Genomic DNA, 26,461 nt, shown 5'->3' with positions numbered 1-26,461 from the left:
AGAAAAACAGCTAAGATAAGTTATGATTAATAATTAATGACCTGACACTTAATGACCTGATAATTAATAAATGGCCGGTTAATGAGAGGGCGCTATGAGCAAATCTCGGCGTACCATTGAAATCTTAATACAGCAAGGGCAACTCCCTATAGAGCATGCTGAAAGCGCAGCACTCGCGCTAGAAGTTTATCCCTCAAATCGTTCATGGCGAGTATTCTTTGATACTGCTGCTCTCGTTATTGGCGTGGTCGCGCTAGCACTGTCACTGGTGTTTTTTATCGCCTACAACTGGCTGCATATGGGCAAACTGGGCAAGTTCGCCTTAGTTGAAGGCGCCTTGGTCATCACCATCATTGCCTATGCTTATCTTGCATTTGTCCAAAAATTTAAGCTTATTCAGCAATTATTGCTTCTGGTTGCCAGTATTATTACCGGCAGCTTATTGGCGCTATTTGGGCAGGTGTATCAGACAGGCGCGGATACGTGGCAGCTATTTTTTGCTTGGGCGTTGCTGATTACTCCGTGGGTCATTATTGCGCGCTTGCCCGCGCTTTGGCTATTATGGCTGGGACTGGTGAATGCTTTTATTGTGTCTTACCTAGATACTTTTCTGTATCTGAATGCACCGGCTTTTATCGCCGATAATTACTTTTATCAAGACAGTGTCCAAATTGCCATTCTAGCCCTCGTGAATTTTATTGCTTTAAATCTATGGCTAGCCACTATTGATAGCACATCTAATAGCACGCCAAAAACTGCGCCACATACCTCTAAAACAAAGTTGCATTGGAGCACGTATGTCGTTGGGCTGCTCAGCACCTATTTAATCACTTACCTTGCCATTGCTCATATCTTTATTAATACCGATGCGAACACCATTACTGCGCCAATCACTATCAGCAGCTTATTATTATGGGCAGGCTGGTGCGGATTTATGTTTTGGCGCTTTTATAAACGCCAGTTAGATGTGCTCATGCTCACTTATTTATGTGGCTCTGTGATTGCGGTGATGATGTTTTGGGCAGGAGAATGGCTATTGCAAGGCGATAATGCATTTTCTTACTTAATGTTAGCCGTGCTACTGATTGCAACCAGTTCAGTCGCAGTACTTTGGCTGCGCAGTCTTGCCAATAGGGATAATGAGGCTCCGTTGATAGCGCGAGGTGATTATGAATAACCATGACCCATATCAAGCGCATGCGAAGTTGCAACAGCTTGGGCTTCTAGCACCAACCGCAAACGATAGCACTACTGGTAAAACTGGTACTACCAAAATTGATACTACTAACACTGACAATCAGCCTGATAATACACCGTGGTTTATTCATCTGTTTTTTGGTTTTAGTGGTGTGGTATCCAGTGTATTTTTGGTGGGTTTTTTAACGCTACTACTGACTCAAATCGGCATTTTTGAGCACGCAGGCTTGCAGTTAATTATTGGTATTGCGTTAAGTGTGGTCGCCTTTGCCGCCTTCACACACAAAAAGACGCGGCAAAATACCTTTTGGAACAGCTTGGCTTTTGCGATTAGTGGTGCAGGTCAGATGTACTTGTTATTTGCCTTATTCAGTAGTGCACTGACAGACCTTTCTAAAATTTGGTTATTTGTATTGCTACAAATCATCATGACGTTAATCATGCCCAATTTTGTCTATCGATTACTCAGTAGCATGGCTACGCTGGGTGGTCTGGTGTATCTGCTCAACTTCTATCAGCTACCTGAGCTGAGCATGGGGCTACTGGCATTCATTACTATTATGGCAAATGTACAACGTTATCCGCTGCTAAGTCGCTTATATGCTCAAAGAAAAATAACTAAAGGACAAATAGCGGCTTTTGATATCAGTAAAGCGCTGAGCTACGCCAGTGCCATTATATTACTGGGTATTTCAGTGTATTTAATTAGTGCTGAATACGGTCGTAGTTTTATCAATGACGGTCAGGCATTTAGCTATAACTATACCCTCGCGCAAGGGCTGCTTATACTTGCCAGCTTATATGCGACGTATCTAATTCTTAAGCGCTATCACATTACCCCACTCGCCAAACCCAGCCTCATCGTCATGAGTATCGTGATTATTTTGGGCATATTATCGGTTTATGTATCCGGTTTATTAGCCACCAGTTTGGTGATTGCCATTGCTTTTGCCAATAGCCAGCGCGTGCTGTTAGGGCTTGGCGTAGTTGCATTGGTTAGCTATATCTTTTGGTATTACTATCAGCTTGATACGTCTTTATTAATAAAATCCGGCTCTATGCTCATCATTGGATTGGTGGTTTTGCTGCTGCGTGAGTTATTAAAACGCTTCAACATACCTAAGGCGGCATTGTTATGAAACACTCTACTATGCACGTATTATCATGGTGGCAAAAACGCGCTATAACGCTAACCATAGCAATATTAGGCTTGCTCGCCGTGTTAATCACTGTAAATGCCAATATTATAAAGCATGAAAACCACCTAACGACAGGCGCTACGGTACTGTTAGAGCTTGCACCCGTTGATCCACGCGGCTTTATGCAGGGCGATTATATGGCGCTTAGTTATGCCTTAGAGCGAGATATTATCAACGCTATAGAGTCGGATAATATAGCTACGGAAAACATAGAGCCAATAACCAATCTAGAAGCGAATATAGAAGCAAATCCAGATGCCATTAATTTTGAATCAGATCAGACTATCACTCAGCCAAGAGATGGCTATGTGATTGTCAAAGTGGATGCACATAAGGTCGGGCATTTTGTGCGCTTAGCCGATGATAATAGTCGTGCCGGTTTGGCTACCAACGAGCTGCCGATTTATTACCGTATTCGTGATAACAGAGTGCGCCTTGCAACCAATGCATTCTTTTTTCAAGAAGGTCATGCCAAGTCTTTTGAAACGGCAAAATATGGTTTATTTCGGGTGAATGATAAAGGCGCGCCATTATTAACTGAGATGGTAAATGAGAATTTTCAGGTGATTAAAGGTAAAGCTGACCCTACCGATACACTTAACCCTTAAGCATGTTGCAAGCGCAAATCGAAAGCGATTATTCCTATAAACTTTAGATTTGCTTAACCAAACTGATATTGCGCGTGTCGTATCTGAGTTGTTATGGTTGATTGTCAGCTTTACCTATCTATGCACCCATTCATTTAAAAACGATTAAAGTATAAAACAATTAAGGAATTATTATGCGTAGTGCAACTTACGACCATTTTGGCAAACCTACTGACGTCCTTAGCCTCGGCGAGCGTCCTACTCCAGAACCCAAAGCAAATGAAGTACGTGTCAAAACGATTTTAGCCTCGATTCATAATCACGACTTGCTCACCATTCGCGGTAAATATGGCTTTAAACCCGAAATGCCCGCCATCGGTGGTAGTGAAGCTGTTGGTATCATTGATGCCGTTGGTAGCGATGTAAAAAATTTAAAAGTTGGTCAACGTGTCGCCGCAGCTAGTGTGCAAGCGACGTGGGCAGAATATTTCGTTGCGCCTGATCACATGGTATTCCCCGTACCGGATAGCTTAGACGATGAAATGGCGGCACAATTGATTGCGATGCCACTCAGCGCGTTAATGTTGCTTGAATTCCTTGAGACGCGAAGTGGTCAATGGGTCATCCACAATGCAGCAAATGGCGCAGTCGGTAAATCTCTCGCTATGCTTGCAGCAGCGCGTGGTATAAAAACCATTAATCTCGTACGTAGTGAAGATGCGCTAGAAGAGCTAGAAGCACTCGATATTAAAAACAGTATCAATACCGAAAACGAAGATTGGAAAGACCAAGTAAAATCACTCCTTGGTGACGAGCAAATTAGTGCTGCCGTCGATTCTGTCGGCGGTGAAGACAGTGGTGCTTTATTATCATTACTCGGTCATGGTGGTGTATTTGCGGTATTTGGTGCGATGTCAGGTAAGCCGATGATGCTAAATCCGACGGATATGATATTTAAACAAGCTGTATTAAAAGGCTTTTGGGGTAGTAAAATCAGCCAAGAAATGAGCGTTGAGAATAAACAGCGCTTGGTCAATGAGCTGATTGATGGCGCCGTTAGTGGTCAATTAAAACTACCAACGGAAGCGACGTTTGATTTGGCGGATATCTTAAAAGCGGTTGATGGGAAAATGCAGGCTGAGAAGAAAGGTAAGGTGTTGTTGAAGCCTTAATTAGTACTGTATATTAAAAAATCAATAACTTTATATGACTTTTTAATTCATACTTAATATTTATTTAAGGGTATTGAGGATACCTAAGAATCTTGTATTTACAAATACTATTGGCATTATAATACTGTCTAAAGTGATATATAAATAAATATAAACAGGACTTAAGCAATGGATAATGGTGAGAAAAAAATATCTAGTCTTTTTAGTGGTCGCACAATATTCAATATTCCCGAATATCAAAGAGCATACGCATGGTCAGACGTACAACTGCGTGAGTTCTTAGACGATCTAAACAATCAGAAGCTCAACCGTAGTTATTTTCTTGGCACAGTATTATTCGAAGAAAAAGGGCTCGAAGGTAACCATGAAATAATTGATATTGTTGATGGACAGCAGAGATTAACTACAATAATAATTTTTATGAGCTGTCTTATTAATCGTATGAGGAAGCTTAGTTCATCAGAAGAAGATGAAGATAACTTAAATCTTCTATATGAAACATACGTTAAATATCATAAGCAATATAAATTACGTGCTTTAGAAGAAGATAATGACTTTTTCCATAGCTATATTCTTGAAGATAAAGATGGTGAAAACTTTGTAAGAACTCCAGCACAACGTCGTCTTTATTTAGCGAAAGAATTTTTCATAAACCGATTAGAGTTACTATCAAAAGCAGAGCTTAACATTTTAAAGTCAAAAGTAGATGAATTTTCACGCGTATTAGTTTACTCAGTTCAAGATACCGCAGAAGCCACATTAATCTTTGAAACAACGAATGATCGAGGTAAAGGACTGACAAACTTAGAAAAGATAAAAAGCTTTATGATGTACAGAAGCTACATAGCTTCTGATGACTTGCCAGAAGATTTGCTTAAAAAAATAAGGACTAGATTCAGTGAAATTTATAAAGAATATGAGCAGTTTAATGGAAAGATAGAAGAGGATTCTATTTTACAATATCACTTTATTTGTCATGAGCGTTGGACGAATAAAGAATACCAACAGCATGTTCAAGGGACTAAGAACTACGTTAACACATTAATATCCTCTGGAAATAATGCTCAAGCTTTAAAGTATATAAATGAATACACACAGCAATTGAAAGAAACTTTTTACACTGTTCATGAAATATTCAAATCTAAATCAGTTTCAGTCAGAGAGCTGTTCATACTAAACAGATTAGGAAATTTCTGGCCACTATTGATAAAGTCTTATAAGCTTGATAAAACAGAAGGTAAAATAAATTTCGAAAAAACGGCAAAAATTTTAAATATTTATAGTTTTAGGGTTTATGCAATTAACCAAAGTCGTAGTAATACTGGTCAATCAAATTTACTAAACTTAGCCAATAATTTTAATGGAGATTTTGAACAGTTATTCGATTCTTTAACATCATTAGTAATTAAATATTGTAGTGGAAAATCTTTCAAAGAGAGTTTATCTCATTCAAATCTGTATAATTGGATTAATAAAAAAGATCTAAACTATTTCTTTTGGAAATATGAAAATTACTTAAGAAAAAGCGTACAGCCTAAAGCGTCACCTATGTCAGAACAAGAATTAACTAATACCAATACTAAATTAAAGCTATCTATTGAGCACATAGCTAGTCAAAACCCTAGCGTAAAAATTGTTAGTAATGTAGAAACACTTCCTGAAATGGATGAAAACTTTAAAGAGAATTACTTACATAGCTTAGGCAACCTTACTATTGATCCCTTAAGCTCCAACTCAAGTAAAGGTAACTTAAGTTTTGAAAGTAAAAATAATGGATACTTTTTAAAAGCTCCTTTTAAGACTCAAAACGAGTTAGAGGATTTCTTAGATAATAATAAATGGTCATCTGACTCTATTGTACAAAGACAGCAAAAGCTAATAGATTTTGCTTTACAGGAATGGTCAGTTGGAAGTTAAAAAAGAATTTATATAATAATCAGCAAATCTAAAAAACACCCAACAAGTTGAGTGTTCCCAAAAAAACAGTAAAGCGCTAGACCAGCGGTAACACCCTGATCATATAGCGCCTTAACCGTTAAATAAGCACAACGGTTACTCTTCGATTTTTTCGTCTTCCATTCTCAGGTTTCTACAGATGCGTTGAGCGGCCATACCCAAGGCTTCTGTGAACGTAGGAAAGGCTAGTTCTAAATTAGCTATCTCATTGATTTTCATGCCTGTAGCCAAACAAGTGGCCGCAACTTGAATCACCTCCGCAGAGTAAGAACCGAGTACGTGCGCGCCCAGTAGTTCTTGTGTCTGTTTATCAATGATAATTTTACAAAATCCATCAGTACGCCCATCCATGACGGCACGGGGTAAATTTTCATAATTGATAATTTCAACGATACAATCATGCTCTTCTTCCGCTTGGGCTTGGGTCATACCTACGGATGCATATTCTGGCTCCGTAAAACTTCCCGTTGCAATAGCTCGCGGGGCGTATTTCTCGGCGGTATCAGATACGGCATTTTGCGCGGCAACTCGTGCTTGATGGGCAGCACTTTGGACAAACATACTGACACCGTTTGCGTCTCCTGCAACGTACACACCCTCTACGTTGGTTTGCAAATAGTCATCTACTTCGATGTAGGGACCCTTTAACTTAATATCCGTTGCCTCTAGATTGAGCCCATCCAAATCCGCTGGCCAACCCACCATCAAGAATACCGCATCAGTCATTAGTGAATCTACTTGGTCATTATGCTTATAGGTGACTTTTAATTGACCGTTTTCCTTAGCAATTGATTCACACCCTGTACTGGTCAAGACATTCATACCGCGTGATTTAAATGCCTCTTCAAGCTTACGCGATATATCTACGTCGCTCGGTGGAGTCAAGCGGTCAGCAAATTCAATGATATCAACCTTTGCCCCAAAATCAATGAGGATTGAGGCAAGCTGGCAACCCGTTGCCGAGCCACCGACTACCGTCACCCTTTTTGGCAGTTCTGTCATTGACCATAAGTCATGAAACGAGAGTGCTAACTCATTCCCTAGAATAGAGAGTTTTTTTGGTTTACCACCGACGGTTAAAACGATTTGATCGGCGCTAAACTGGCGTCCGTCAGCAATCTCTAAGGTCTTGTTATTAACAAAGTGAGCTGGACCTACCTCATCTATTACCTCAATACCTTGCTGTTCAACAACTTTTGTCAGGTGCCATACCTGATTGGCATGAGCCGCAACACGATTGGCATTTTCAATTGCGGCTTTAAAATCGACTGATGGCACATCACCTTGTAGTCCAAATTGAGAGTAGAGCGTCGCATCAGTGCGCAAACGGGCAGCTCGAGCAAGCGTTCGAACAGGCGCAGGGCCTTCATTAAACGCGGTACCGCCCAGTTTATTTGCTTCAAGCAATGTCACTTTTGCGCCAAGTTCATGCGCACGCAATGCTGCCTGTACACCTGCTGGACCGCCACCGACTACGAGGACTGTTTTCTTATTCTCTGACTTGTTATTTTGTTTCATATTTTTTCCAGTTTTATTCCGAAGTATATAACTCAGTTAATTAATTGAAACATACAATAATGCTGATTACTGCGCCATTTGTGACCGTTTCTGTTAGCGTATGTTCGATGTGATGTGGTTAAGGTAACTCATCTAGATATGGTCTCACGGTAACAACAACCCGACCGACTTTGATCGCATCATGAGTAAGTAGACAAGATAATAGCGACAAGCGAGATTGGCTCTAAGATATCAAAACCAAAAAAAACACCCAACCAAGTTGAGTGCTTTTTTATTTCAGTTAAAAACTAAGTAGAGAATTATTCCCACTCAATAGTAGCTGGTGGCTTGCTCGATACATCATAAGTCACACGTGATACTTCAGCGATTTCATTCATAATACGATTCGATACTGTCTCAATCAAATCATACGGCAGATGCGCAAAGCGTGCGGTCATAAAGTCCACCGTTTCAACGGCACGTAGCGCAATCACCCACGCATAGCGGCGACCATCACCAACCACGCCGACCGATTTAATCGGTTGGAAGACTGCAAACGCTTGCGCAGTCTTCTCATACCAGCCTGATTTTTCTAATTCTTCCATAAAGATAGCATCAGCAGAACGCAGGATATCAGCGAACTCTTTAGTGACTTCACCTAAGATACGTACGCCTAAACCTGGTCCTGGGAACGGATGACGGTTGATCATCTTCGCTGGTAAACCTAAAGTCAGACCCAATTTGCGTACTTCATCTTTAAACAAATCACGTAACGGCTCAACCAATTCAAACGCCAAATCATCTGGCAAACCGCCAACGTTATGATGGCTCTTAATCACGTGCGCTTTACCTTGATGCGACTTAGCAGATTCAATGACGTCTGGATAAATCGTACCTTGCGCTAAGAATTCGATGACTTTACCATCGCTTTGCTCGCTGATTTCACGCGCACTATTGGCAAATACGTCGATAAAGGTTTTGCCAATGATTTTACGTTTGGCTTCAGGATCAGACTCGCCAGCCAATGCCGTTAAGAATAACTCTTCGGCATCGACACGAATGACTTTTACGCCCATGTTTTCGGCGAAAATTTGCATCACTTGGTCGCCTTCGTGCAGACGCAAAAGACCAGTATCAACAAACACACAGGTTAATTGGTCGCCAATGGCTTTATGCAAAAGTGCCGCGACGACTGAACTATCAACGCCACCTGAAAGACCGAGCAATACTTGCTTATCGCCGATTTGCTTTTTCAATTGTTCGATACGCATATCGATAATATTATCGGACGTCCAGCTACCTGCACAGCCACAAATATCATGAACAAAACGACCAAGCAGCGCAGAACCTTGCGCGGTATGAGTGACTTCAGGATGGAACTGTAGACCATAATAGTGGCGCGAATCATCAGCCATAATTGCAATCGGACAGCTTGGGGTACTGGCAACGATATCGAAGCCTTGTGGCGCGTCGATTACTTTATCACCATGACTCATCCAAACATTGAGCTTACCCGCTTCGTCTTCGATGCCATCTATAAGGGTAGATTTGCCATCGATATTGATAATCGATGCGCCAAATTCATGGATGTCACTGGCATGGACTTTACCACCGAAGCGCTCTGCCATTGCTTGCATACCGTAGCAAATACCTAATACAGGCACGCCTAAGTCAAATACTGCATCGTTAATGCGTGGGCTGTTATCCGCATGGACGCTCTCAGGACCACCGGATAAGATGATGCCTTTTGCGCCAAAATCAGTGATGCGTTGAGTGTCGATATCAAACGGGAACATCTCACAAAATACGCCTGAATCGCGTACACGGCGGGCGATAAGCTGGCTGTACTGCGAGCCAAAATCGAGAATTAAGATGCGATCTTCTTTAATAGTAGGTGTGCTTGTATTTGAGGCGGCAACGGTTGTCATAAAGTAGTGTCCATCAAGAAATAAATTGGTACGCTATTTTAACAAGTTTAGGCAGGGCGATGGTTATTAGATGCTGAATTATTATCAGTTATTTGGTGCAACGTTAAATAGGATAAAAATTTAACGATTAATAAGCGGTCATAAATTAGGAATATTAGGTTTCTCATAACCAGCGTGAGGGCTTATTTTGCTGATTTTAGGCATTTGTTATCACTCAAGGCTATTGGATATTACTCAAAGCTCGTTGCATACGCTTTAACCCTTCTAGCAGTAGCGCTTGCGGACACGCCACATTCAGACGCATTTTAAGATGTCCTTCATTACCGTATTGAATACCGGCACTTAGCTCAACTTTAGCTGCTCTAAGCTCGTCATAAAGCACTGGATCGTCTTGACCATACGCTGAGCAATCAAGCCATATTAAATACGACGCTTCTGGACGCATGACTTTAATCTTGGGCAGATGTTCCTCTAAAAACTGCAACGTTAAGTCAATATTGGCTTCGATATAAGCTAACGCCTGCACCAACCACTCACCGCCGTCTTCATAAGCACTGCGAATCACTTCATAAGCAAATAAGTTAAGATCATGCTCATCACTTAAACGCTGCTGTTGGCTGATTGTTTGAATCAAAGCCTTATCTTTAGCAAAAATCATTGAGCATTTAATGCCAGCCACATTAAAAGTTTTGGTCATTGCAGTGATACTGACTACCTTGTGCTCATAGCCTTCTGCTAGCGTTAAAAAAGGGGTAAAGGTGTGACCATTTAGGGTTAAATCTTGATGAATCTCATCACTGACAATTGCTACATCGTGCTTTTTACATACCTCAAGCAGCGCCTTAAGCTCATCTGCCATCCACACACGTCCGCCCGGATTATGCGGATTACAGAATAGAAAAATCTTTATGTCATGTTCGATTATTTTGGCTTCGATATCCGCCAAATCTAGATAATACTTACCTTCAAACTCTTTTAATGGCGAGAGGATAAGCTGTCGACCATTACCCCGAACCTTTGACATAAAAGGTGTATATATGGGATCATTGACCAATATCGCATCACCTATCTCACTCCATACTCGCATCATCAGCGCTAAACTTGGTACGACACCGGGGGAAAACACGATATTGTGCTGCTCAAGCCATAAATCATAACGACTGCCATGCCAATTAATAATCGCCTCGTATAGCGCCTCGGTGGGTTTGGTATAGCCCAATACGCCATGATGCAGCACGCGTTCAATCGTATTTAAGATAGGCTGTGCCGCTCTAAAATCCATATCCGCCACCCAAAGCGCAATGGTATCGTCGCTATAATGCCATTTAAGCGATCCGGTATGACGTCTGTCGATTATTTCATCAAAGTTGTATGGCATAGGTACTCTCTTAAAGGGTGGCTTAAATTATCCATTATAAATAAATTAAATTCTAGCGTCCCACAAACTCAGCCACTCTTCTCTCAACCATCGCCATCATACCCTCTTTGGCATCTTCTGAATGAAACAGCGGTGGCAGATAGCTATGAATATTGGTTAAGGCTACTTTTGCACCATTACGGCTGGCATCTTGTGCTGAAGATATTAATGCTTGCACACCAAGTGGTGCTGCCGTGCAAATCTCTTTGGCAATAGCTAATGCTCGTTCGTATTCTTCCCCACTTGGCACAACTTCACTGACCAGATTTAATTTATCTGCCGTTTGCGCATCGAAGTTTTTACCCGTTAATAGATACGGCATGGCTTTTTGCCAGCCTGCTGCTTGTACAAAGCGTACCGTTGCGCCACCAAACGGCATAATACCACGCTGTACTTCCATTTGCGCAAAGTTGCAATTGCTACTGGCGATAACCACATCAGCATTTAACATCAACTCAATCCCAGCGGTAAAACACGTGCCTTGCACAGCCACAACGACGGGTTTGGTGCGTAATTTACCACTTATTCCCCACGGGTCGATTTGTGTAGAGTCAAATTCAAACGCGCCTTTATCCCATTTATCTTGCAGTTCCATGAGGTCTAATCCGGCGGTAAAATGCTCACCATGGGCGAAAATTAACGCACAGCGCAGATTTTTATCATTTTCATAACGTGTCAGTGCGTTAGACAATTGCGCAATCATAGTGCTGTCAAAAGCATTGCGTTTATCAGCGCGATTGAGCCCAATCAGACAAATAGTGTCTTGAGTGTTATATGTGATGCGATCCATGGCAGTGGTCATAACGTTATCCTTGTTGGTTGTTATTTTATAAGTCGCTATTGTCTTTTAAACATTGTCTTTTAAACAGCGTTGCAGCTTTTTAATATAGCCAGCCAGATTACCTAACGCAAGGTGCTTTACTGTCTCTCTCGTTCAGCCTTTTATCGCTAATGCTTTTACCCAATAATTTCTAAAAGGATATCTAAATAGTCGCGCGTGAAATCTGCTACACTTATCGGTTATATCCACATATCGCAGCCTGAAACCATGACAAGTAAGCCTATGACCCGTCGCCCGACCGCCAATACTCACCGAAATCGCTCGCCTGAGACTGCCAAGAAGTTAGGGCAGCTGCATCCGCGCAATCCGCACCAAGGTCGCTATGACTTTGCCATGTTGACCCGCGCTTTGCCTGAGCTTGCCAAGCATACGATTACCAATCCTAATGGCGAGCCGACGATTAATTTCTCAGACAGTGCAGCCGTGCGCGTACTTAATCAGGCGTTACTGGCTCATTATTATGGTGTTAAATTTTGGGATATTCCGGAGGGCTATCTATGTCCGCCGATTCCGGGTCGTGCCGATTATATTCATTATATTGCCGACCTGCTCGCGCAAACCACGCATGTGAATAAAGAGAATACGCCACCGACTGGCAAAGAAATCCACGCCCTTGATATTGGCACCGGTGCCAGCGCAATTTATCCGATTGTTGGTAGTCAAAGCTATGGCTGGCGCTTTACGGCTTCAGACATTGATCCAATATCGGTCAATACTGCAGCGCTTATTTGTGAAACCAATCCCAAGCTAAAAAGCGCTGTTAAAGTAAAACTGCAAACTGAGCCTAAGCGTATTTTTGCTAATATCATCGGTCGCCAAGATTACTTTGATGTGGTGGTCTGTAACCCTCCGTTTCATGCCTCATTAGAGGAAGCGATGGAAGCCAATAGCCGTAAGCAGCATAATCTGCAACGACATCGTGGTAAGAATGAAAACGAACAAATCAGCCGTAGCTCAACAAAGTCTGGCAATGCCGCACAGAATCTAAACTTTGGTGGTCAGCATAAAGAGTTGTGGAGTGAAGGTGGTGAAATTGCCTTTTTGACCAAGATGGCAAAAGAGAGTCAAGATTTCGCTGAGCATGTTGGTTGGTTTACTACGTTAGTATCCAAGTCAGAAAACGTAAAGCCTTTGCAATTGCTATTAAAACAACTTGGCGTCGCTCAAATGCGTATCATTGAAATGAGTCAAGGTCAAAAAAGCACTCGTATACTGGCGTGGCGTTTTAATACTGACGACGAGTAAGTAATAGTTAACATTTTAAGCAGTTATAGTTTCACGTGAAACATAGCCCTTATTAAAAAGCACCACTCTGGTATTCAAAGTGGTGCTTTTTAATGGAGAAAATAAGCTGATATATTAAGGCTAATCAACTAAAAAACATCACCTTCAAGCCAATTAATATCAGCACCAGCCCACCTAACATCTCAGCTTTATCCTCTAGCCAAGTCCCAGAACGCTCACCTAAATAAACGCCAACCAAGCTAAAACCCGCAGTCACTACAGCAATAATAAGACAGGCTAGCCACGCATTAATAGACAATAAATTCAAAGTAAATCCCGCTGCCATAGCATCGATACTGGTGGCAATGGCTAAAGTAAACATCGTACGATGATTGATATCACTGGTACTATTAGCAGTAGCAACGGCATTTACGCTAACGTCAGCATTTTCTACCCTTGCTTCAACCTCGCCGCTAAATGCTTCATACAACATCTTGCCGCCTAACGCGATAAGAATCAAACCGCCAATCCACGGCGCGGCAGCAGCCAGCCAACTCAACATCGCCGCGCCCAGCAAGTACCCGATAAGTGGCATGACACCTTGAGCGATGCCAAAGTACAGCGCAGCATAGATAGCCAACCGTAAAATATAAGCGTTCGATTGCTTTTGGGACTTTGCGCCCAAGCCAATCGCTACCGCAAATGCATCCATTGCTAGAGCAATCGCTAGCAAAACCACTTCAAACATAATTTATAATCCCCAAAAGTTTCACGTGAAACAAAATTCTTATTATCTGCATTAAAAAACCACCGCCTTGATTGCCAAAGCGGTGGTTTTTGTTTTTAAATAATCATTGTCGTTTAAGACTAGGTATCCTAATTATATATCTAAGTTCGACACCGTTAGCGCATTTTCTTCGATAAAGATACGACGCGGTTCGACATGATCGCCCATTAAGCAGGTGAACATATGGTCAGCAGCGATGGCATCTTCAATGGTAACGCGTAGCATACGACGGTTTTCAGGATCCATGGTCGTATCCCATAACTGGTCGGCATTCATCTCGCCCAGACCTTTATAACGCTGAACCGCCAGACCACGACGCGCCTCTAACATCATTTGCTGCCACAGATGATCAAAGTCGCGCACTGGAATATCTTTAGGCGCACCGCTGCTGCTTTCGCGGCGGATAAAGGCGCTGTCATCGAGTAACGTGTTCCATTCAGCCGATAAACGCAATAAACGGCTATATTCACCCGAATGGATAAAGCTGGCATCTAATAAGTAATGATGTGCCAATTGATGCACATAAACGGTAATACGTGGCAACCATTGTGCTCGTACTGGTGCTGCTTCAGCATCAGAATTATCACCAGCTTCAACTTCAATGATAGGCTTCATACCGAGTAAATCAGCCGCTGCCGCATCCATATTTTTTGGTTGCGGGGCATGGATATTAACCAGCTCAATCTCAGGACTTAAGTCACTACCAAAATGCTCAAGCTGAACCTGTAGCGCATCCTTCCATACTTGCATGGCGTCTTTATCATGCGTCATATCAGTGCCAAGCTTCGGCGTATGCGTCAATGCATCCAATAGCACCGCAGGATAACGAATCTGTAAACGCGCTTTGATGAGCTGGGTTTGGTTATAATCGTTTAATAACGTCTCTAACGCTTGGCCGGTAATCGCTGGCGCATCCGCATTAATATGCAACTTAGTACTGTCAATAGTTGATGACAATAAATAAGCTTTTAGCGCTTCATCATCTTTTAGATACAGCTCTTGACGACCTTTTTTCACCTTATAAAGTGGTGGCTGGGCAATATAAATATAACCGCGTTCTATCAATTCAGGCGTTTGACGGAAGAAGAACGTTAATAAAAGGGTACGAATATGCGAGCCATCAACGTCCGCATCGGTCATGATGATGATTTTATGATAGCGAACTTTATCAGGGTTATATTCATCTGGACCGATACCACAGCCAAGCGCAGTAATCAGATTACCCACTTCTTGTGAAGATAACATCTTGTCAAAACGGGCACGCTCAACGTTTAGAATCTTACCTTTCAGAGGTAAAATCGCCTGCGTTTTACGGCTACGACCTTGCTTGGCTGAACCGCCCGCAGAATCCCCTTCCACAATATACAGCTCTGACAATGCAGGGTCTTTTTCTTGGCAATCCGCCAATTTACCCGGTAGTCCAGCAATATCCAATGTAGTCTTACGGCGTGTCATTTCACGCGCTTTACGCGCTGCATCACGGGCACGCGCGGCATCAATGATTTTGCTGGCAATTGCTTTACCAGCGCCTGGATTTTCTTGCAAGTAATCATTAAATTTATCGTGCATCGCTGATTCAACAGCAGATTTTACTTCGCTTGAGACCAGTTTATCTTTTGTTTGGCTAGAGAATTTTGGATCAGGCACTTTTACTGAAACAATAGCCGTTAACCCTTCACGCGCATCGTCGCCCGTCGCAACCACTTTTTCTTTTTTAAAGAGATTTTCACGATCCATATAGCTATTTAGGCAACGTGTCAGCGCTGAGCGGAAACCTGATAAATGCGTACCGCCATCACGCTGCGGGATATTATTGGTAAAGCACAATACTTTTTCGTTATACGTGTCCGTCCACTGTAGCGCCACTTCAACACTAATACCGTCGTCTTGATTACTAATGAAATGGAACACTTCATTGATGCCATCTTTACCAGCGTTAATATAGCTGACAAACTCAGACAGACCGCCTTTATGCTCAAATTCATGACGCTTATCAATGCGCTCATCGGTTAGCACAATGCGCACACCAGAGTTCAAAAATGACAGCTCGCGCAGACGCTTGGCTAAAATGTCATATTCAAAAATAGTACCTGTGAACACATCATTACTGGGGTAAAAGCGGATTTGCGTACCGGTTCTATCAGTCGCTTCCATTGGCTGAATATCGCCATTAGGCACGCCATCAGTATAGGTCTGCTGATAATGAAAGCCTTCACGCCAGATGTTCATTTCCAGATGTTGAGACAACGCATTGACCACAGACACGCCGACGCCATGCAAGCCGCCAGACACTTTATAGCTGTTATCATCAAACTTACCGCCCGCATGCAATACAGTCATAATGACCTGTGCTGCAGATACACCTTCTTCTGGATGAATATCAACTGGAATACCGCGACCATTATCCATGACACTGACCGACTCATCTTCATGAATAACAATATCAATCTGGTCACAATGGTTAGCAAGCGCCTCATCAATCGAGTTATCGACGACCTCAAAGACCATATGATGCAAACCAGTACCATCATCGGTGTCACCAATATACATACCTGGGCGCACGCGTACCGCCTCAAGACCGCGCAACACACGGATATCTTTAGAACTATAATCGGACTCGCTGATTGCGGTAACCACTTCAACAGTTACATCAGGGACGATGGGCTGAACACTAGTATCTGACATCAGTTGCTCGTTATCGGTAAATGAATCACTCATTGGTATTCCTTAATCAAGCCATATCAGCGGTTTATGACGAGCACACCCTTAGGTGGTACCTCATGACGTTATCTTAGATTTTGCTACATTTAGCGTTAAAATCTTTTATTGAAGACCAGTGGTAAGGTATAAAAAATAGATAACCATTTTCTTAATTAACTGAAATTAGCATGAGCCAGTTTCAATAACCTTGCTACATAACTAATTATTAAAAAGATATTGATTATCAACCACTTAGCGCCTTATTTATATTCATAATAAATACGATAAAGCCAATAGACAACTTACTGAAAATAGGACGAAAATAAAGCCTTATTTTAGCATTTTTTTGCCTCCAAGTCACTGTTTAGTGGCAGGTTCAAGGCTATTAACGCTTTATAGGACAGGTATATAACTATCAATAAAAATGTAGAAATATGAAATAACAGAAAGAATGTCTAAGGTAAAAAAACCTATAAAGCTAAGTAAGCTTAGGAAATTTAATAAAGTGTAATAAGAGTACAGAGAAATAACTAAATATAAGACTCAATGCTATTTAAGAGATGAAACGACACCCTGTTTCACGTGAAACACCTTTGATACTAACCAGTAATTATGAATTTGCGGAAGAATATCTGCTGTCAAACTGGTCATAATAACCTGACAAGGCAGCTGCGCTAAAGTTGATAACAGAATATCAATCGCCCTATCATCCAGCTCCGCTGTAATGTCATCCAATAATACAATTGGGGTCGCATTAGCATGATTAGACAATTGCGCTGGGTCTACAGCCTGTCCCGCATTCAGTAACAAAGGTAATTGCGATAAGCGTAATGCGGTAATCAGTAATTTTTTCTCACCACGTGACAGTATGTTTGCCGCCTGCTCTTTGATAACTGATTCTTTGAGCTCAATCTCTTTAAGAGTCTGCACTTTATCAATAGCTTCTTTATCCCCTACTTCTGACTCTGTGGAACTTATTGGCACAACTTTACGTTGAGAGCGCCAATGCACATGAATATCTGCACGGTGGCTACCGATACGGGTATAGCCCAGTTGCAAATCTTGCGGCAAGCGCTCGGCTAACTGCTCATCTAAAGGTATGCTGGTATCGTAGCCAGGAGTATAGCTTAAGCTTAATTGCTCGGCATAAGACGGTAATAGTTGCTGAATACTTTCTGCAAAATAAGGCTGCCACGCTTCAAAAATACGCAAACGATAATGGTGAATTAGAGCGGCGTGATTGGCAAGCCCTTTATCCCAAGCTTTTAGCTCAGCGTGCTGATTATGAGAGAGGTGTTTAGTTTGTTTTAATAAGCTATTGCGCTGTTTAAGTAGACGTTGATAGGCAACCCATTGCGGATGGAAGCCTTGTTTCATGTGAAACACTAGCCAGTCTAATAACTGACGACGACTGGCACTGCCTTGCTCTAACATATCCATTGAAGATGGGTCTATGAGCAAAGTTGGCAGCTGTTCAGTTAAGACACTTTGATTATAAACCGTGGTTTGATTAAGGCGTAAAACAGTCGTAGCATCTGCCTGCTTTTGAATCGCTAAGCTGCTACCATCCGTCAAACTGGCATGAACCACGGCAGCAGCCTGATGATGTTGAACATAGCGTTTTGGTTGGCTATGACGGAAGCTTTTACCGCGCGATAATAAAAATACTGCCTCTAATAATGATGTTTTACCGCTCCCATTAGCACCAATAATGACATTACAGGCGCCCAACGAGAGATTAACCTGCTGAAGATTACGCAGATGCGAGATTTGTAGACGTTCAATCATAATACTCACCGCATCTGCTTAATATTATTACTATTGCTTAACTTCCAACTGTTAGCTTTGAGTTTAACAACAACTTAATAGCCAATAGCTATTCATCGTATTATCGACTCAATAATAACTATATGCGCATTGGCATAATGACATATTGGTGAAACTCGTCATTGAGCTGATTTACTAGTACCGAGGCATTAGATTGGCTCATATGCATCTGAACATCGCCTTGGGTCACTGATAGTACATCTTGTAAGTAAGCGGCGTTAAATGATAGCTCCATTGGTTCACCTTGATATTTGGCTTGTATCATCTCGACGGCTTCATCTTGCTCAGCATTATTGGCACGTACTTCTACCATGCCGTCACTAGCAAAGTTAAACACCACACCGCGAGATTTCTCATTACTTAAGATAGCGACACGGCGCAGCACATCAGTCATTTTCTCTTGATTAAATAGCGCCAATTTATCCGTATTACTGGGCATGACACGGCGATAATCAGGGAATTTACCATCGATTAAACGAGCAGTAAATGTCACCATCAAGTTTTGGCTAACTTGCCCAGTGCTGTCCACTTCACCAAACGGCAGACTGACTTGTAAAAACTCACGCCCAAAGCTTAAGGTCACAATATTATCTTGCTCACCCAACATTTTACCAAGCTCAGAGGTTAAACGTTCAAGTTCAATGACCGCTTTACGAGGCAAAATCGCTTGCATACTTAAGTCAGCGTTAACATCAATCACGCTACGTGCTAATGCCAATCTATGCCCATCTGTCGCCACTGTTGTAAGCTGCTGTTGCGCCACATCAAACAACATGCCCGTTAAATAATAACGAACATCCTGTATCGCCATCGCAAATTGCGTTTTATGAATCAAATCTGTTAAGCGATTACGACTAATTGTCAGCGGGGTAATGTTTTCAGGATTACCCAAGCTTGGATAATCGGTCGCAGGCAATGTGCCTAAAGTAAATCTACTTTTACCACTGGTAAGTAAACAACGCTCGTTTTCTTGAGTCGCCAAATTAATCTGTGCTTGCGCTGGTAAAGATTTACAAATGTCTTTTAATTTTACCGCTGGTAAAGTGATTGCACCCGCTGCAATACAGGCACCTGCAGGCAATTGTAGCGTTGAAGTCAACTCTACTTCTAAATCAGAGGCCGTTAAAATCAGCTCAGATTCAGTCAGCTGCAGCTTAATATTACCTAAAATCACCATATTATGGCGCTTATCAGCAGCCTTGGCGATCAAATTAATGGCTTTTAGAAACGATTCTCGATTGATCGATAATTGCATGCTAAGTTACTCTTAAATAAGTTACTCGTAAATGAGTGAATCTGTTACTGATTGGCTAATAACGTATAGTGGTTTGTAGACGATATATTATTCGTCATTATAAACCATATTGACGAACGGCAACACCGAAAGCGGCATTTAGCCCGCTTGTAACATCATTGCCAATGACTTGTAGTCCTTATCAAATGCAGGATCAAGGGCGCGCAGCTCTGCTACTTTATCACAAGCATGCATGACCGTCGTATGATCGCGCCCACCAAATGATTGACCAATCTCTGGAAAACTATTGTTGGTCAACTCACGTGCTAACGCCATAGCTATTTGGCGCGGACGAGCAATCATGCGCGTGCGCTTGCGACCCATGATATCTTTAATACTAACATCATAATATTCAGCGACCACCTTGCGGATATTATCCATATTGACCGCTTGCACACGCATAGCAACGATATCTTTCAAAGCATATTGCACCATCTCCAAAGTAATCGGTGCGCCAGTTAAATTAGCATTAGCGAATACTTGATTGAGCGCTCCTTCTAGCCGCCTCACATTAGACACCACATTTTGAGCGATAAATAACGCACATTCTTTGGGCAAATTCATGCCAACCGAAGCTGCTTTTCGCTGCAAAATTTGAACACGGGTATCAATCTCAGGTGGTTCCACAGCCACCGTTAAACCCCATGAAAAACGAGAACGAAAACGCTCATCGAATTCAGTCATTTGTGACGGGTGACGATCGGACGCTAAAATCAATTGTTTATCGCCACTGGTAAAGTCAGCAAATAACGTTAAGAACTCATTACTACTTTTTGTTTTACCGGCTAGGACATGAATATCATCAACAATTAATAAATCTACCTTTTTTATTTTCTTTTTGAAATCTTCTATTTTATTATTTCTTAATGCATAAACTAATTGATTAATAAAATTCTCAGAAGTAAAATAATAAAACTTTTTATTATTTTTTAAATAGCGATCTGCAACAGAATGCATTAAATGTGTTTTTCCCAAACCAGAAGGTCCGTATATAAATAATGGATTGTGTCTATTTTTTGATTGGCGCTTACTAAGCTCATAACAGGCTTTATAAGCCAAGTTATTTGATTTCCCGGTTACAAACGTCTCAAAAGTAAACTCAGGATTCAAGTAGCTTAACGACTTTGTATCGGTAGCCACATCCAACATAGTTGAGTATGTGTAAGAATTATTGACTCCCATATCTTGAGGGTGAATACTGGAATCTGGCACAATAAGGGAGGGACTAGTATTGGAGCTTATCGTCCGTAAGTCATTGATATTAATATATTCTTTTCCATCTACCGTCGATTCATTATGATGCGCATTATCAACACGTACCACAACGGCTTCAATGCTGCCTTGACTGTGTTTAGCAACCAATTGCTCAATATTCTGTAAATGATTTTTTTGAATGTAGGAGACAAAATAATCATTAGGTGCACGTACTACGAGGGTTTGACCCTCTTGATGCGCGGATAAAGGACGTAACCACATGGTAAAAACGTTATCTTTCACACTGTAGCGCAAGTCCTCTAAGCATTTATTCCAAAGCATTGGCATGTCTGTCATTAAAAACGCTAACCTCATAAATTATAGTGAATGCTCTAATCAAGTTATGATGTTCAGTAACCAAAGAGGAGCGTTAGTCTTATAAAAATTATAAAATCGGATATTGAAATAGGCTGCTAATCTAGCATAAATAACCTGTGGATAACATGGTGTTTTTTGTGGATAACCCTGTGGATTGTTTTTTAGATAAATCATAAAAGCGAGTTACCCCCTATTAACCCACAGCTTATCCACAGGTTTACCCATAGTCTAAGATATTAATATTGAAGAAGAAAAACCACTTAACCACAGAAAACAAGCTCCCCAATAACAACAATATCTATATATACATAAATTACAATTATTATTGAAAGACAGGATTTCTGTGGATAACTTTATAAAATTTAGATAAGCTAGTCTAACTTATGGCAGTTGCTATTTCTAAAAGAACAGGGCTCTTAAAATTTAGTATCACTGTAAGAACTTACTAAGCTGGATATATAAACATGAGTTGAATTAGTTTATTGACCCAAATTAGTGAGAATGATATAATCCTTCGTTATTACGAATTTAGTCCATTATTTGATAGGTGAGTTATGAAACGTACATTCCAACCAAGCGTGATAAAACGCAAGCGTACTCACGGCTTCCGTGCTCGTATGGCAACGAAAAAAGGCCGTCAAGTACTTGCGCGCCGTCGTGCAAAAGGACGTCATCGTCTTACTGTATAAGCTGATTTTTCAGTAGATACACACGATGTCCATGGTTTTAGTGCGTCATTACGGTCTATTCCTTACATGGTATTGACCACACATGAAACACTAGCCATATATCAAAAGCGCCTATATTGGCGCTTTTTTTGTCTTTTTATTTTGTTGATTATCCCTAGATTTCACCCTCTTTCTCTTAGGTTGTCTTATGTCTGCTCCTATCCAAGCTACTATTGCTGCAAGTTTCACAAAAGCCCAGCGTTTACTGACCCCTGCTACCTTTCGTGAGGTGTTTGATGCACCTGAGCGCAAACTGCACCAAAGCCATCTGATGGCGTTTGTACGCACCACTACGAGCGATCAGGCACGTATAGGGATGGCAATAACCAAGCGAAAAGTACCAACAGCAGTTGCACGAAATTTAATTAAACGCAAAATAAGAGAAAATTTTCGTATACAAGCATCCCAGCTAGAAAATAAAGATATTGTATTTATTGTTAAAAAATCTATTAAAGGTTTAACTAATAAAGAACTAGATTTAGAAATAAATAATATATTTAAAAAAATTAAAAAGAAATAATATGTCTTATATTAAAAATAAATTTAATAAATTTTTTTATTTTTTATTAATTTATATAATAGTTATTTATCAAAAGATAATCAGTCCAATCATACCAGCTCGCTGTCGATATTATCCAACCTGCTCAAATTATGGCAAACAGGCATTACAGTGGTATGGAGTGCGTACCGGCAGTTGGCTGTTATTAAAACGTCTTGCTCGCTGCCAGCCCTTTGGTGGGCATGGCATTGATTTTGTAGCTTTGCCCTTAGCCTCTTATTATTACTGGTACGAACCTGCACAAGGTCTGAGTAACGACCAACATGTTTTATTCCGACCTCAAAAATTAGGACAGGGTGTTTATCGAGATAAGCATAGCTATACGGCGCGTCTAAATTATCTGTTGAGATGATGCTTAGTGGTATGAGCTATTAATATTTAAAAGTGCTTAACAGGTTAGTTATACTGTTGGTATCATTTAAGGTGGTTTTTTAGTAAAATGATGACCATTTTATGTCAATGACAAGCGATGGCATGGTTTTTTTAAATATAAACCATTGAATCTGAGTTACGACACAGACCCTAATTTTTCACTCTAGGATAGGTTTATGCAAAAGATATTTCGGGTGATGATCATCATTGCGATGCTAATCACCGCTTATCTACTGATTTTGGCGTGGCGTGATGATTACGCTGATGAGCCAGTTGTTGATGGGGTATCAGACGCTGCCGTTTCAGTAGGTGTAGATATTCCCTCGACAACGGGTGCGGCTGGCGATATTCCGGTACAGACGTTACCAGCCAATAGCGCAGTAGCGGCTAGCGGGACGAACGCTGTTGCTAAGGATGCGGGACTTATCACGGTAACCACCGATCGCTATGATATTAAAATTAATCCGGTAGGTGGTGATATTGTTTATGCAGCGCTTAAACAGTACGATGCGACGCTTAATAGCGAGCAGCCTTTTGTATTACTAGAGAATAATAGTAATCGTGTTTATGTGGCGCAATCTGGTCTCATTGGAAAAGATGGTATTGATACTGCCGAAGGTCGCGCTAACTATCGCCATACTGCCAACAGTTATCAGATGGAAAAAGGCCAGCAAACCTTATCTGTGCCGTTAACGTATCAAAAAGATGGTGTAACGATCACCAAAACCTTCACCTTTACGCATGATAAATATCCTATTGATGTTAGCTATCAGATTCAAAATGCGTCAGCGCAGCCCTGGCAAGGTCAATTGTTTGCGCAGCTAAAGCGTGACGATAGTAAAGACCCCGGTATGTCGGGTAAAGGTGCGCTTAGTATGGCAACCTATCTTGGCGGTGCTTGGGGCACGCCTGATGATCCTTATAATAAGCTTAAATTTGGTAAGTTTAATGACGGTTCTTTAACCACGACCAGTGATAAAGGTTGGGTGGGGATTGTTCAGCATTATTTTGTATCTGCGTGGACACCTGAGAACTTTACGGGCAAATTCTTTAGCCGTGAATCGGGCAATGATTATTTTATTGGTTTTAATAGCCAGCCAGTAAATGTCGCACCCAATAAGCAAGCCACGTTAAGTGCCACTTTATATGCCGGTCCGAAAGTTCAGTCTGAGCTAAAAGACGTGGCAGTTGGTCTGAATAAAACCGTCGATTATGGTTTGTTATGGCCGATATCGAAAGTTTTGTTTGCCATTCTTGACGGTATCCATAAGATTATCGGCAACTGGGGCTGGTCTATTATCTTGTTGACGGTTTTGGTTAAGATTGCTTTGTTATGGTTCTCTAATAAGAGTTACTACTCCATGGCGAAGATGCGTGCGATTGCACCGCGTCTAGCGGCATTAAAAGAAGAACATGGCGACGATCGCATGAAGATGTCACAAGAAATGATGGGCATCTACAAGGAAGAAAAAGTCAATCCAATGGCAGGTTGTTTGCCTATTTTAATGCAAATGCCGATCTTCTTAGCCTTATATTGGGTATTGGTTGAGAGTATTGAGCTGCGCCATGCGCCATGGATACTATGGATTCAAGATTTATCAGCGATGGATCCTTGGTTTATTTTGCCATTGCTGATGGGTGCATCGATGTTTGTACAGCAGCAGTTAAATCCGCAGCCAACTGATCCGATGCAAGCAAAAGTCATGAAGTTTTTGCCAATTATCTTTACCGCCTTTATGCTGTTCTTCCCAGCAGGTTTGGTACTTTACTGGACAGTGAATAACTTGTTTAGTATGACGCATCAATATTTCGTTAATAAAAAGGTAGAAGAAGAACAAAAACTGCGTACGGTTAAAGTACTTGATTAACAGTGATTTAAGCTAATTAATATTGAAGATAAAGAAACCATCGCACTTGCGGTGGTTTTTTATGGGGTAAGCTATTAGCCTATTAACCACGTTACTGAGCTGATTAATTAATTGTTTAATTGGCTCATTATAATTATTAGGTAGAATTAACCCCTCGCTGCTAGAGTCAAAATTAGAACCAGAATAAGCCTTATTATAAGTTTGCTTTGTCAGGCTGTGTATAGCCGTCTATAATGAAGTTTTTAGCTACTGAGAGTTAGTGTGGATTCTGTCAAAGCGGGCTTAGCCTCCATTGCGTCATCTGAGCCATCTCATGCGTCTGGCATGATCACCATTGCTGCTATCGCAACGCCATTGGGTCGCGGTGGTGTAGGTATCATTCGCCTTTCAGGTGCCAAAGCCTATGCCATTGCCTGTCAATTAACTGGAAAATCTGGCTTTACTCCCAGATTGGCAAGTTTCTGCCGTTTTTATCAAGCGGATGGTACGGTTATTGATGAAGGATTGGTGCTCTATTTTCGCGCTCCGCACTCCTTTACCGGTGAAGATGTCATCGAGCTTCAAGGTCATGGCGGCATGATTTTGCAAAACCTATTGTTAGCACGGGTGTTTGAATTAGGAGCAAAGCAGGCGGCGCCCGGTGAATTTTCTTACCGTGCTTTTGACAATGATAAAATGGATTTGGTACAGGCTGAAGCTATCGCGGATGCCATTGATGCAACCAGTGCGGCGGCGGCTAGTAGTGCCATTCGCTCGCTCAGTGGTGAGTTTTCACAGCATATTAACCACTTATTAGAGCAGTTGATTCATTTGCGGTTGCATGTTGAGGCAGCGATTGATTTTCCAGATGAAGAGGACGTGGATTTCTTATCCGATGGTGTGATTCAAAGCAAGCTTGAGCAGACACAACGCCAAATTCAGCAGGTATTAATGACAGCAAAGCAAGGTCAGCTATTGCGTGACGGCATTCATGTGGTACTCGCTGGCAGACCGAATGCGGGCAAATCTAGCTTATTAAATCGACTCGCAGGTCAAGAGCGCGCTATTGTCACCGACGTGGCAGGGACCACACGTGATACGTTGCAAGAAACGGTAGTTCTGAATGGCTTAACGCTACATTTAACTGATACTGCAGGGATACGTGATACCGATGATATGGTTGAACGTATTGGTATTGCGCGCGCGCGAACCGCTATTGAGCAGGCAGATATGCTGCTGATGGTCTATGATGTTACGCGTGATATTGATGATGATGCGACCCCATTGCAGCTGGCAGAGCAATTGTTCGGCGAGCTGCCAGCCGCTAAGCGTTTGCTTATTATCGCTAATAAAAGTGATTTACTAAATAATATTAATAATAATAAGCATACTTCAGCTACGCAAATAGAGCTGAACAGTCGCGGCTATGAGCAGGTGCATGTTTCATGTGAAACAGGTGCTGGAATTGCAGATTTAATCGAAATATTATGTGCTAAAGTGGGCTTTCATCCTCCTGAAAACAGTTTAATAGCCCGAACCCGGCATTTGGATGCGCTCAGACGCACGGCTGATTGCTTGGTAGACGCTCATGAACAATTAACCGTATTTCAAGCGGGAGAACTGGTGGCAGAAAGTTTACGCTACGCCCAGCAATATCTGGGTGAAATCACGGGCGAATTTAGCGCCGATGATTTGCTTGGTAAGATTTTTGGTAGCTTTTGTATTGGCAAGTAAAAGACGCTATCAAGTTTTTACAT

The 26,461-nt window shown here is 41.6% G+C and carries 20 protein-coding genes; 11 read left to right on the top strand and 9 right to left on the bottom strand.

The features are described 5' to 3' along the window. Window positions 1-94 precede the first annotated feature (94 nt). From H2245_RS02870 to H2245_RS02850, 5 genes are all read left to right on the top strand, one after another. A complete protein-coding gene (locus tag H2245_RS02870; protein ID WP_182405752.1) occupies window positions 95-1,177 on the top strand; it encodes a DUF2157 domain-containing protein in 1,083 nt (360 codons plus the stop codon). After that, on the top strand, window positions 1,170-2,336 hold the full coding sequence (locus H2245_RS02865; RefSeq protein ID WP_182405751.1) for a DUF4401 domain-containing protein: 1,167 nt from the start codon (window positions 1,170-1,172) through the stop codon (window positions 2,334-2,336). The genes H2245_RS02870 and H2245_RS02865 overlap by 8 nt, the downstream gene beginning before the upstream one ends. Then, window positions 2,333-3,004, top strand: a complete 672-nt coding sequence (locus H2245_RS02860) for a GDYXXLXY domain-containing protein (protein ID WP_220464367.1) — start codon at window positions 2,333-2,335, stop codon at window positions 3,002-3,004. Before H2245_RS02865 ends, H2245_RS02860 begins: the two co-directional genes overlap by 4 nt. Window positions 3,005-3,177: 173 nt before the next feature. After that, window positions 3,178-4,155: a zinc-binding dehydrogenase gene (locus H2245_RS02855; protein WP_182405750.1), complete on the top strand. Its 978-nt coding sequence runs from the start codon at window positions 3,178-3,180 to the stop codon at window positions 4,153-4,155. A 168-nt stretch (window positions 4,156-4,323) separates the two neighbouring features. Then, window positions 4,324-6,072 (top strand): DUF262 domain-containing protein, encoded by a 1,749-nt coding sequence (locus H2245_RS02850; protein WP_182405749.1) that lies wholly within the window; start codon window positions 4,324-4,326, stop codon window positions 6,070-6,072. 135 nt (window positions 6,073-6,207) lie between these two features. Here H2245_RS02850 and H2245_RS02845 read toward each other — a convergent pair whose 3' ends face one another. From H2245_RS02845 to H2245_RS02830, 4 genes are all read right to left on the bottom strand, one after another. After that, window positions 6,208-7,629 (bottom strand): NAD(P)/FAD-dependent oxidoreductase, encoded by a 1,422-nt coding sequence (locus H2245_RS02845; protein WP_182405748.1) that lies wholly within the window; start codon window positions 7,627-7,629, stop codon window positions 6,208-6,210. 299 nt (window positions 7,630-7,928) lie between these two features. Then, window positions 7,929-9,536 (bottom strand): glutamine-hydrolyzing GMP synthase, encoded by a 1,608-nt coding sequence (gene guaA / locus H2245_RS02840; protein WP_182405747.1) that lies wholly within the window; start codon window positions 9,534-9,536, stop codon window positions 7,929-7,931. 220 nt (window positions 9,537-9,756) lie between these two features. Beyond that, window positions 9,757-10,914, bottom strand: a complete 1,158-nt coding sequence (locus tag H2245_RS02835) for a MalY/PatB family protein (protein ID WP_182405746.1) — start codon at window positions 10,912-10,914, stop codon at window positions 9,757-9,759. 52 nt (window positions 10,915-10,966) lie between these two features. Further along, on the bottom strand, window positions 10,967-11,755 hold the full coding sequence (locus tag H2245_RS02830; RefSeq protein ID WP_182405745.1) for a crotonase/enoyl-CoA hydratase family protein: 789 nt from the start codon (window positions 11,753-11,755) through the stop codon (window positions 10,967-10,969). A 246-nt stretch (window positions 11,756-12,001) separates the two neighbouring features. On the opposite strand from H2245_RS02830, the gene rlmF reads away from it, so the two are divergent. Beyond that, window positions 12,002-13,039 (top strand): 23S rRNA (adenine(1618)-N(6))-methyltransferase RlmF, encoded by a 1,038-nt coding sequence (gene rlmF / locus H2245_RS02825; protein WP_182406222.1) that lies wholly within the window; start codon window positions 12,002-12,004, stop codon window positions 13,037-13,039. A gap of 124 nt (window positions 13,040-13,163) precedes the next feature. Here the strand turns inward: rlmF and H2245_RS02820 are convergent, their stop codons facing one another. The 5 genes from H2245_RS02820 to dnaA form a co-directional block, all read right to left on the bottom strand. Further along, a complete protein-coding gene (locus H2245_RS02820; RefSeq protein ID WP_182405744.1) occupies window positions 13,164-13,766 on the bottom strand; it encodes a manganese efflux pump MntP family protein in 603 nt (200 codons plus the stop codon). Window positions 13,767-13,898: 132 nt separating this feature from the next. Further along, entirely contained in the window at window positions 13,899-16,523 is a 2,625-nt protein-coding gene (gene gyrB / locus H2245_RS02815) for a DNA topoisomerase (ATP-hydrolyzing) subunit B (protein WP_220464366.1), read from the bottom strand. Window positions 16,524-17,054: 531 nt separating this feature from the next. Next, the gene (gene recF, locus H2245_RS02810; RefSeq protein ID WP_182405743.1) at window positions 17,055-18,293 is read right to left on the bottom strand and encodes a DNA replication/repair protein RecF; all 1,239 of its coding nucleotides are present in this window, start codon (window positions 18,291-18,293) and stop codon (window positions 17,055-17,057) included. 118 nt (window positions 18,294-18,411) lie between these two features. Next, window positions 18,412-19,587 carry a DNA polymerase III subunit beta gene (gene dnaN, locus H2245_RS02805; RefSeq protein ID WP_182405742.1) on the bottom strand — a complete coding sequence of 392 codons (1,176 nt, stop codon included), beginning with the start codon at window positions 19,585-19,587 and terminating at the stop codon, window positions 18,412-18,414. A gap of 138 nt (window positions 19,588-19,725) precedes the next feature. Then, on the bottom strand, window positions 19,726-21,177 hold the full coding sequence (gene dnaA / locus H2245_RS02800; RefSeq protein WP_182405741.1) for a chromosomal replication initiator protein DnaA: 1,452 nt from the start codon (window positions 21,175-21,177) through the stop codon (window positions 19,726-19,728). 575 nt (window positions 21,178-21,752) lie between these two features. Between dnaA and rpmH the strand changes: the two genes are divergently transcribed. From rpmH to mnmE, 5 genes are all read left to right on the top strand, one after another. After that, on the top strand, window positions 21,753-21,887 hold the full coding sequence (gene rpmH, locus H2245_RS02795) for a 50S ribosomal protein L34 (RefSeq protein ID WP_007394757.1): 135 nt from the start codon (window positions 21,753-21,755) through the stop codon (window positions 21,885-21,887). Between the two features lie 187 nt (window positions 21,888-22,074). Further along, window positions 22,075-22,446, top strand: coding sequence for a ribonuclease P protein component (rnpA, locus tag H2245_RS02790; RefSeq protein WP_182405740.1), 372 nt, complete (start codon window positions 22,075-22,077; stop codon window positions 22,444-22,446). Between the two features lies 1 nt (window position 22,447). After that, on the top strand, window positions 22,448-22,837 hold the full coding sequence (yidD, locus tag H2245_RS02785; protein ID WP_182405739.1) for a membrane protein insertion efficiency factor YidD: 390 nt from the start codon (window positions 22,448-22,450) through the stop codon (window positions 22,835-22,837). Window positions 22,838-23,033: 196 nt separating this feature from the next. Next, window positions 23,034-24,725 (top strand): membrane protein insertase YidC, encoded by a 1,692-nt coding sequence (gene yidC, locus H2245_RS02780; RefSeq protein ID WP_182405738.1) that lies wholly within the window; start codon window positions 23,034-23,036, stop codon window positions 24,723-24,725. A gap of 324 nt (window positions 24,726-25,049) precedes the next feature. Next, entirely contained in the window at window positions 25,050-26,438 is a 1,389-nt protein-coding gene (gene mnmE, locus H2245_RS02775) for a tRNA uridine-5-carboxymethylaminomethyl(34) synthesis GTPase MnmE (protein ID WP_182406220.1), read from the top strand. The last annotated feature ends 23 nt before the right edge of the window (window positions 26,439-26,461 follow it).

The sequence above is a fragment of the Psychrobacter sp. GP33 genome, assembly GCF_014119005.1.
Classification (GTDB): Bacteria; Pseudomonadota; Gammaproteobacteria; order Pseudomonadales; family Moraxellaceae; genus Psychrobacter.
Note: the sequence above shows the minus strand (reverse complement) of the source record. Positions and strands in the feature narration are given on the sequence as shown.

Excerpts from the sequence above, each read along its gene's own strand:
- H2245_RS02870 (WP_182405752.1), top strand. The coding sequence starts at position 95 with ATGAGCAAATCTCGGCGTACCATTGAAATCTTAATACAGCAAGGGCAA.
- H2245_RS02865 (WP_182405751.1), top strand. The coding sequence starts at position 1,170 with ATGAATAACCATGACCCATATCAAGCGCATGCGAAGTTGCAACAGCTT.
- H2245_RS02860 (WP_220464367.1), top strand. The coding sequence starts at position 2,333 with ATGAAACACTCTACTATGCACGTATTATCATGGTGGCAAAAACGCGCT.
- H2245_RS02855 (WP_182405750.1), top strand. The coding sequence starts at position 3,178 with ATGCGTAGTGCAACTTACGACCATTTTGGCAAACCTACTGACGTCCTT.
- H2245_RS02850 (WP_182405749.1), top strand. The coding sequence starts at position 4,324 with ATGGATAATGGTGAGAAAAAAATATCTAGTCTTTTTAGTGGTCGCACA.
- H2245_RS02845 (WP_182405748.1), bottom strand. The coding sequence starts at position 7,629 with ATGAAACAAAATAACAAGTCAGAGAATAAGAAAACAGTCCTCGTAGTC.
- guaA (WP_182405747.1), bottom strand. The coding sequence starts at position 9,536 with ATGACAACCGTTGCCGCCTCAAATACAAGCACACCTACTATTAAAGAA.
- H2245_RS02835 (WP_182405746.1), bottom strand. The coding sequence starts at position 10,914 with ATGCCATACAACTTTGATGAAATAATCGACAGACGTCATACCGGATCG.
- H2245_RS02830 (WP_182405745.1), bottom strand. The coding sequence starts at position 11,755 with ATGACCACTGCCATGGATCGCATCACATATAACACTCAAGACACTATT.
- rlmF (WP_182406222.1), top strand. The coding sequence starts at position 12,002 with ATGACAAGTAAGCCTATGACCCGTCGCCCGACCGCCAATACTCACCGA.
- H2245_RS02820 (WP_182405744.1), bottom strand. The coding sequence starts at position 13,766 with ATGTTTGAAGTGGTTTTGCTAGCGATTGCTCTAGCAATGGATGCATTT.
- gyrB (WP_220464366.1), bottom strand. The coding sequence starts at position 16,523 with ATGAGTGATTCATTTACCGATAACGAGCAACTGATGTCAGATACTAGT.
- recF (WP_182405743.1), bottom strand. The coding sequence starts at position 18,293 with ATGATTGAACGTCTACAAATCTCGCATCTGCGTAATCTTCAGCAGGTT.
- dnaN (WP_182405742.1), bottom strand. The coding sequence starts at position 19,587 with ATGCAATTATCGATCAATCGAGAATCGTTTCTAAAAGCCATTAATTTG.
- dnaA (WP_182405741.1), bottom strand. The coding sequence starts at position 21,177 with ATGACAGACATGCCAATGCTTTGGAATAAATGCTTAGAGGACTTGCGC.
- rpmH (WP_007394757.1), top strand. The coding sequence starts at position 21,753 with ATGAAACGTACATTCCAACCAAGCGTGATAAAACGCAAGCGTACTCAC.
- rnpA (WP_182405740.1), top strand. The coding sequence starts at position 22,075 with ATGTCTGCTCCTATCCAAGCTACTATTGCTGCAAGTTTCACAAAAGCC.
- yidD (WP_182405739.1), top strand. The coding sequence starts at position 22,448 with ATGTCTTATATTAAAAATAAATTTAATAAATTTTTTTATTTTTTATTA.
- yidC (WP_182405738.1), top strand. The coding sequence starts at position 23,034 with ATGCAAAAGATATTTCGGGTGATGATCATCATTGCGATGCTAATCACC.
- mnmE (WP_182406220.1), top strand. The coding sequence starts at position 25,050 with ATGATCACCATTGCTGCTATCGCAACGCCATTGGGTCGCGGTGGTGTA.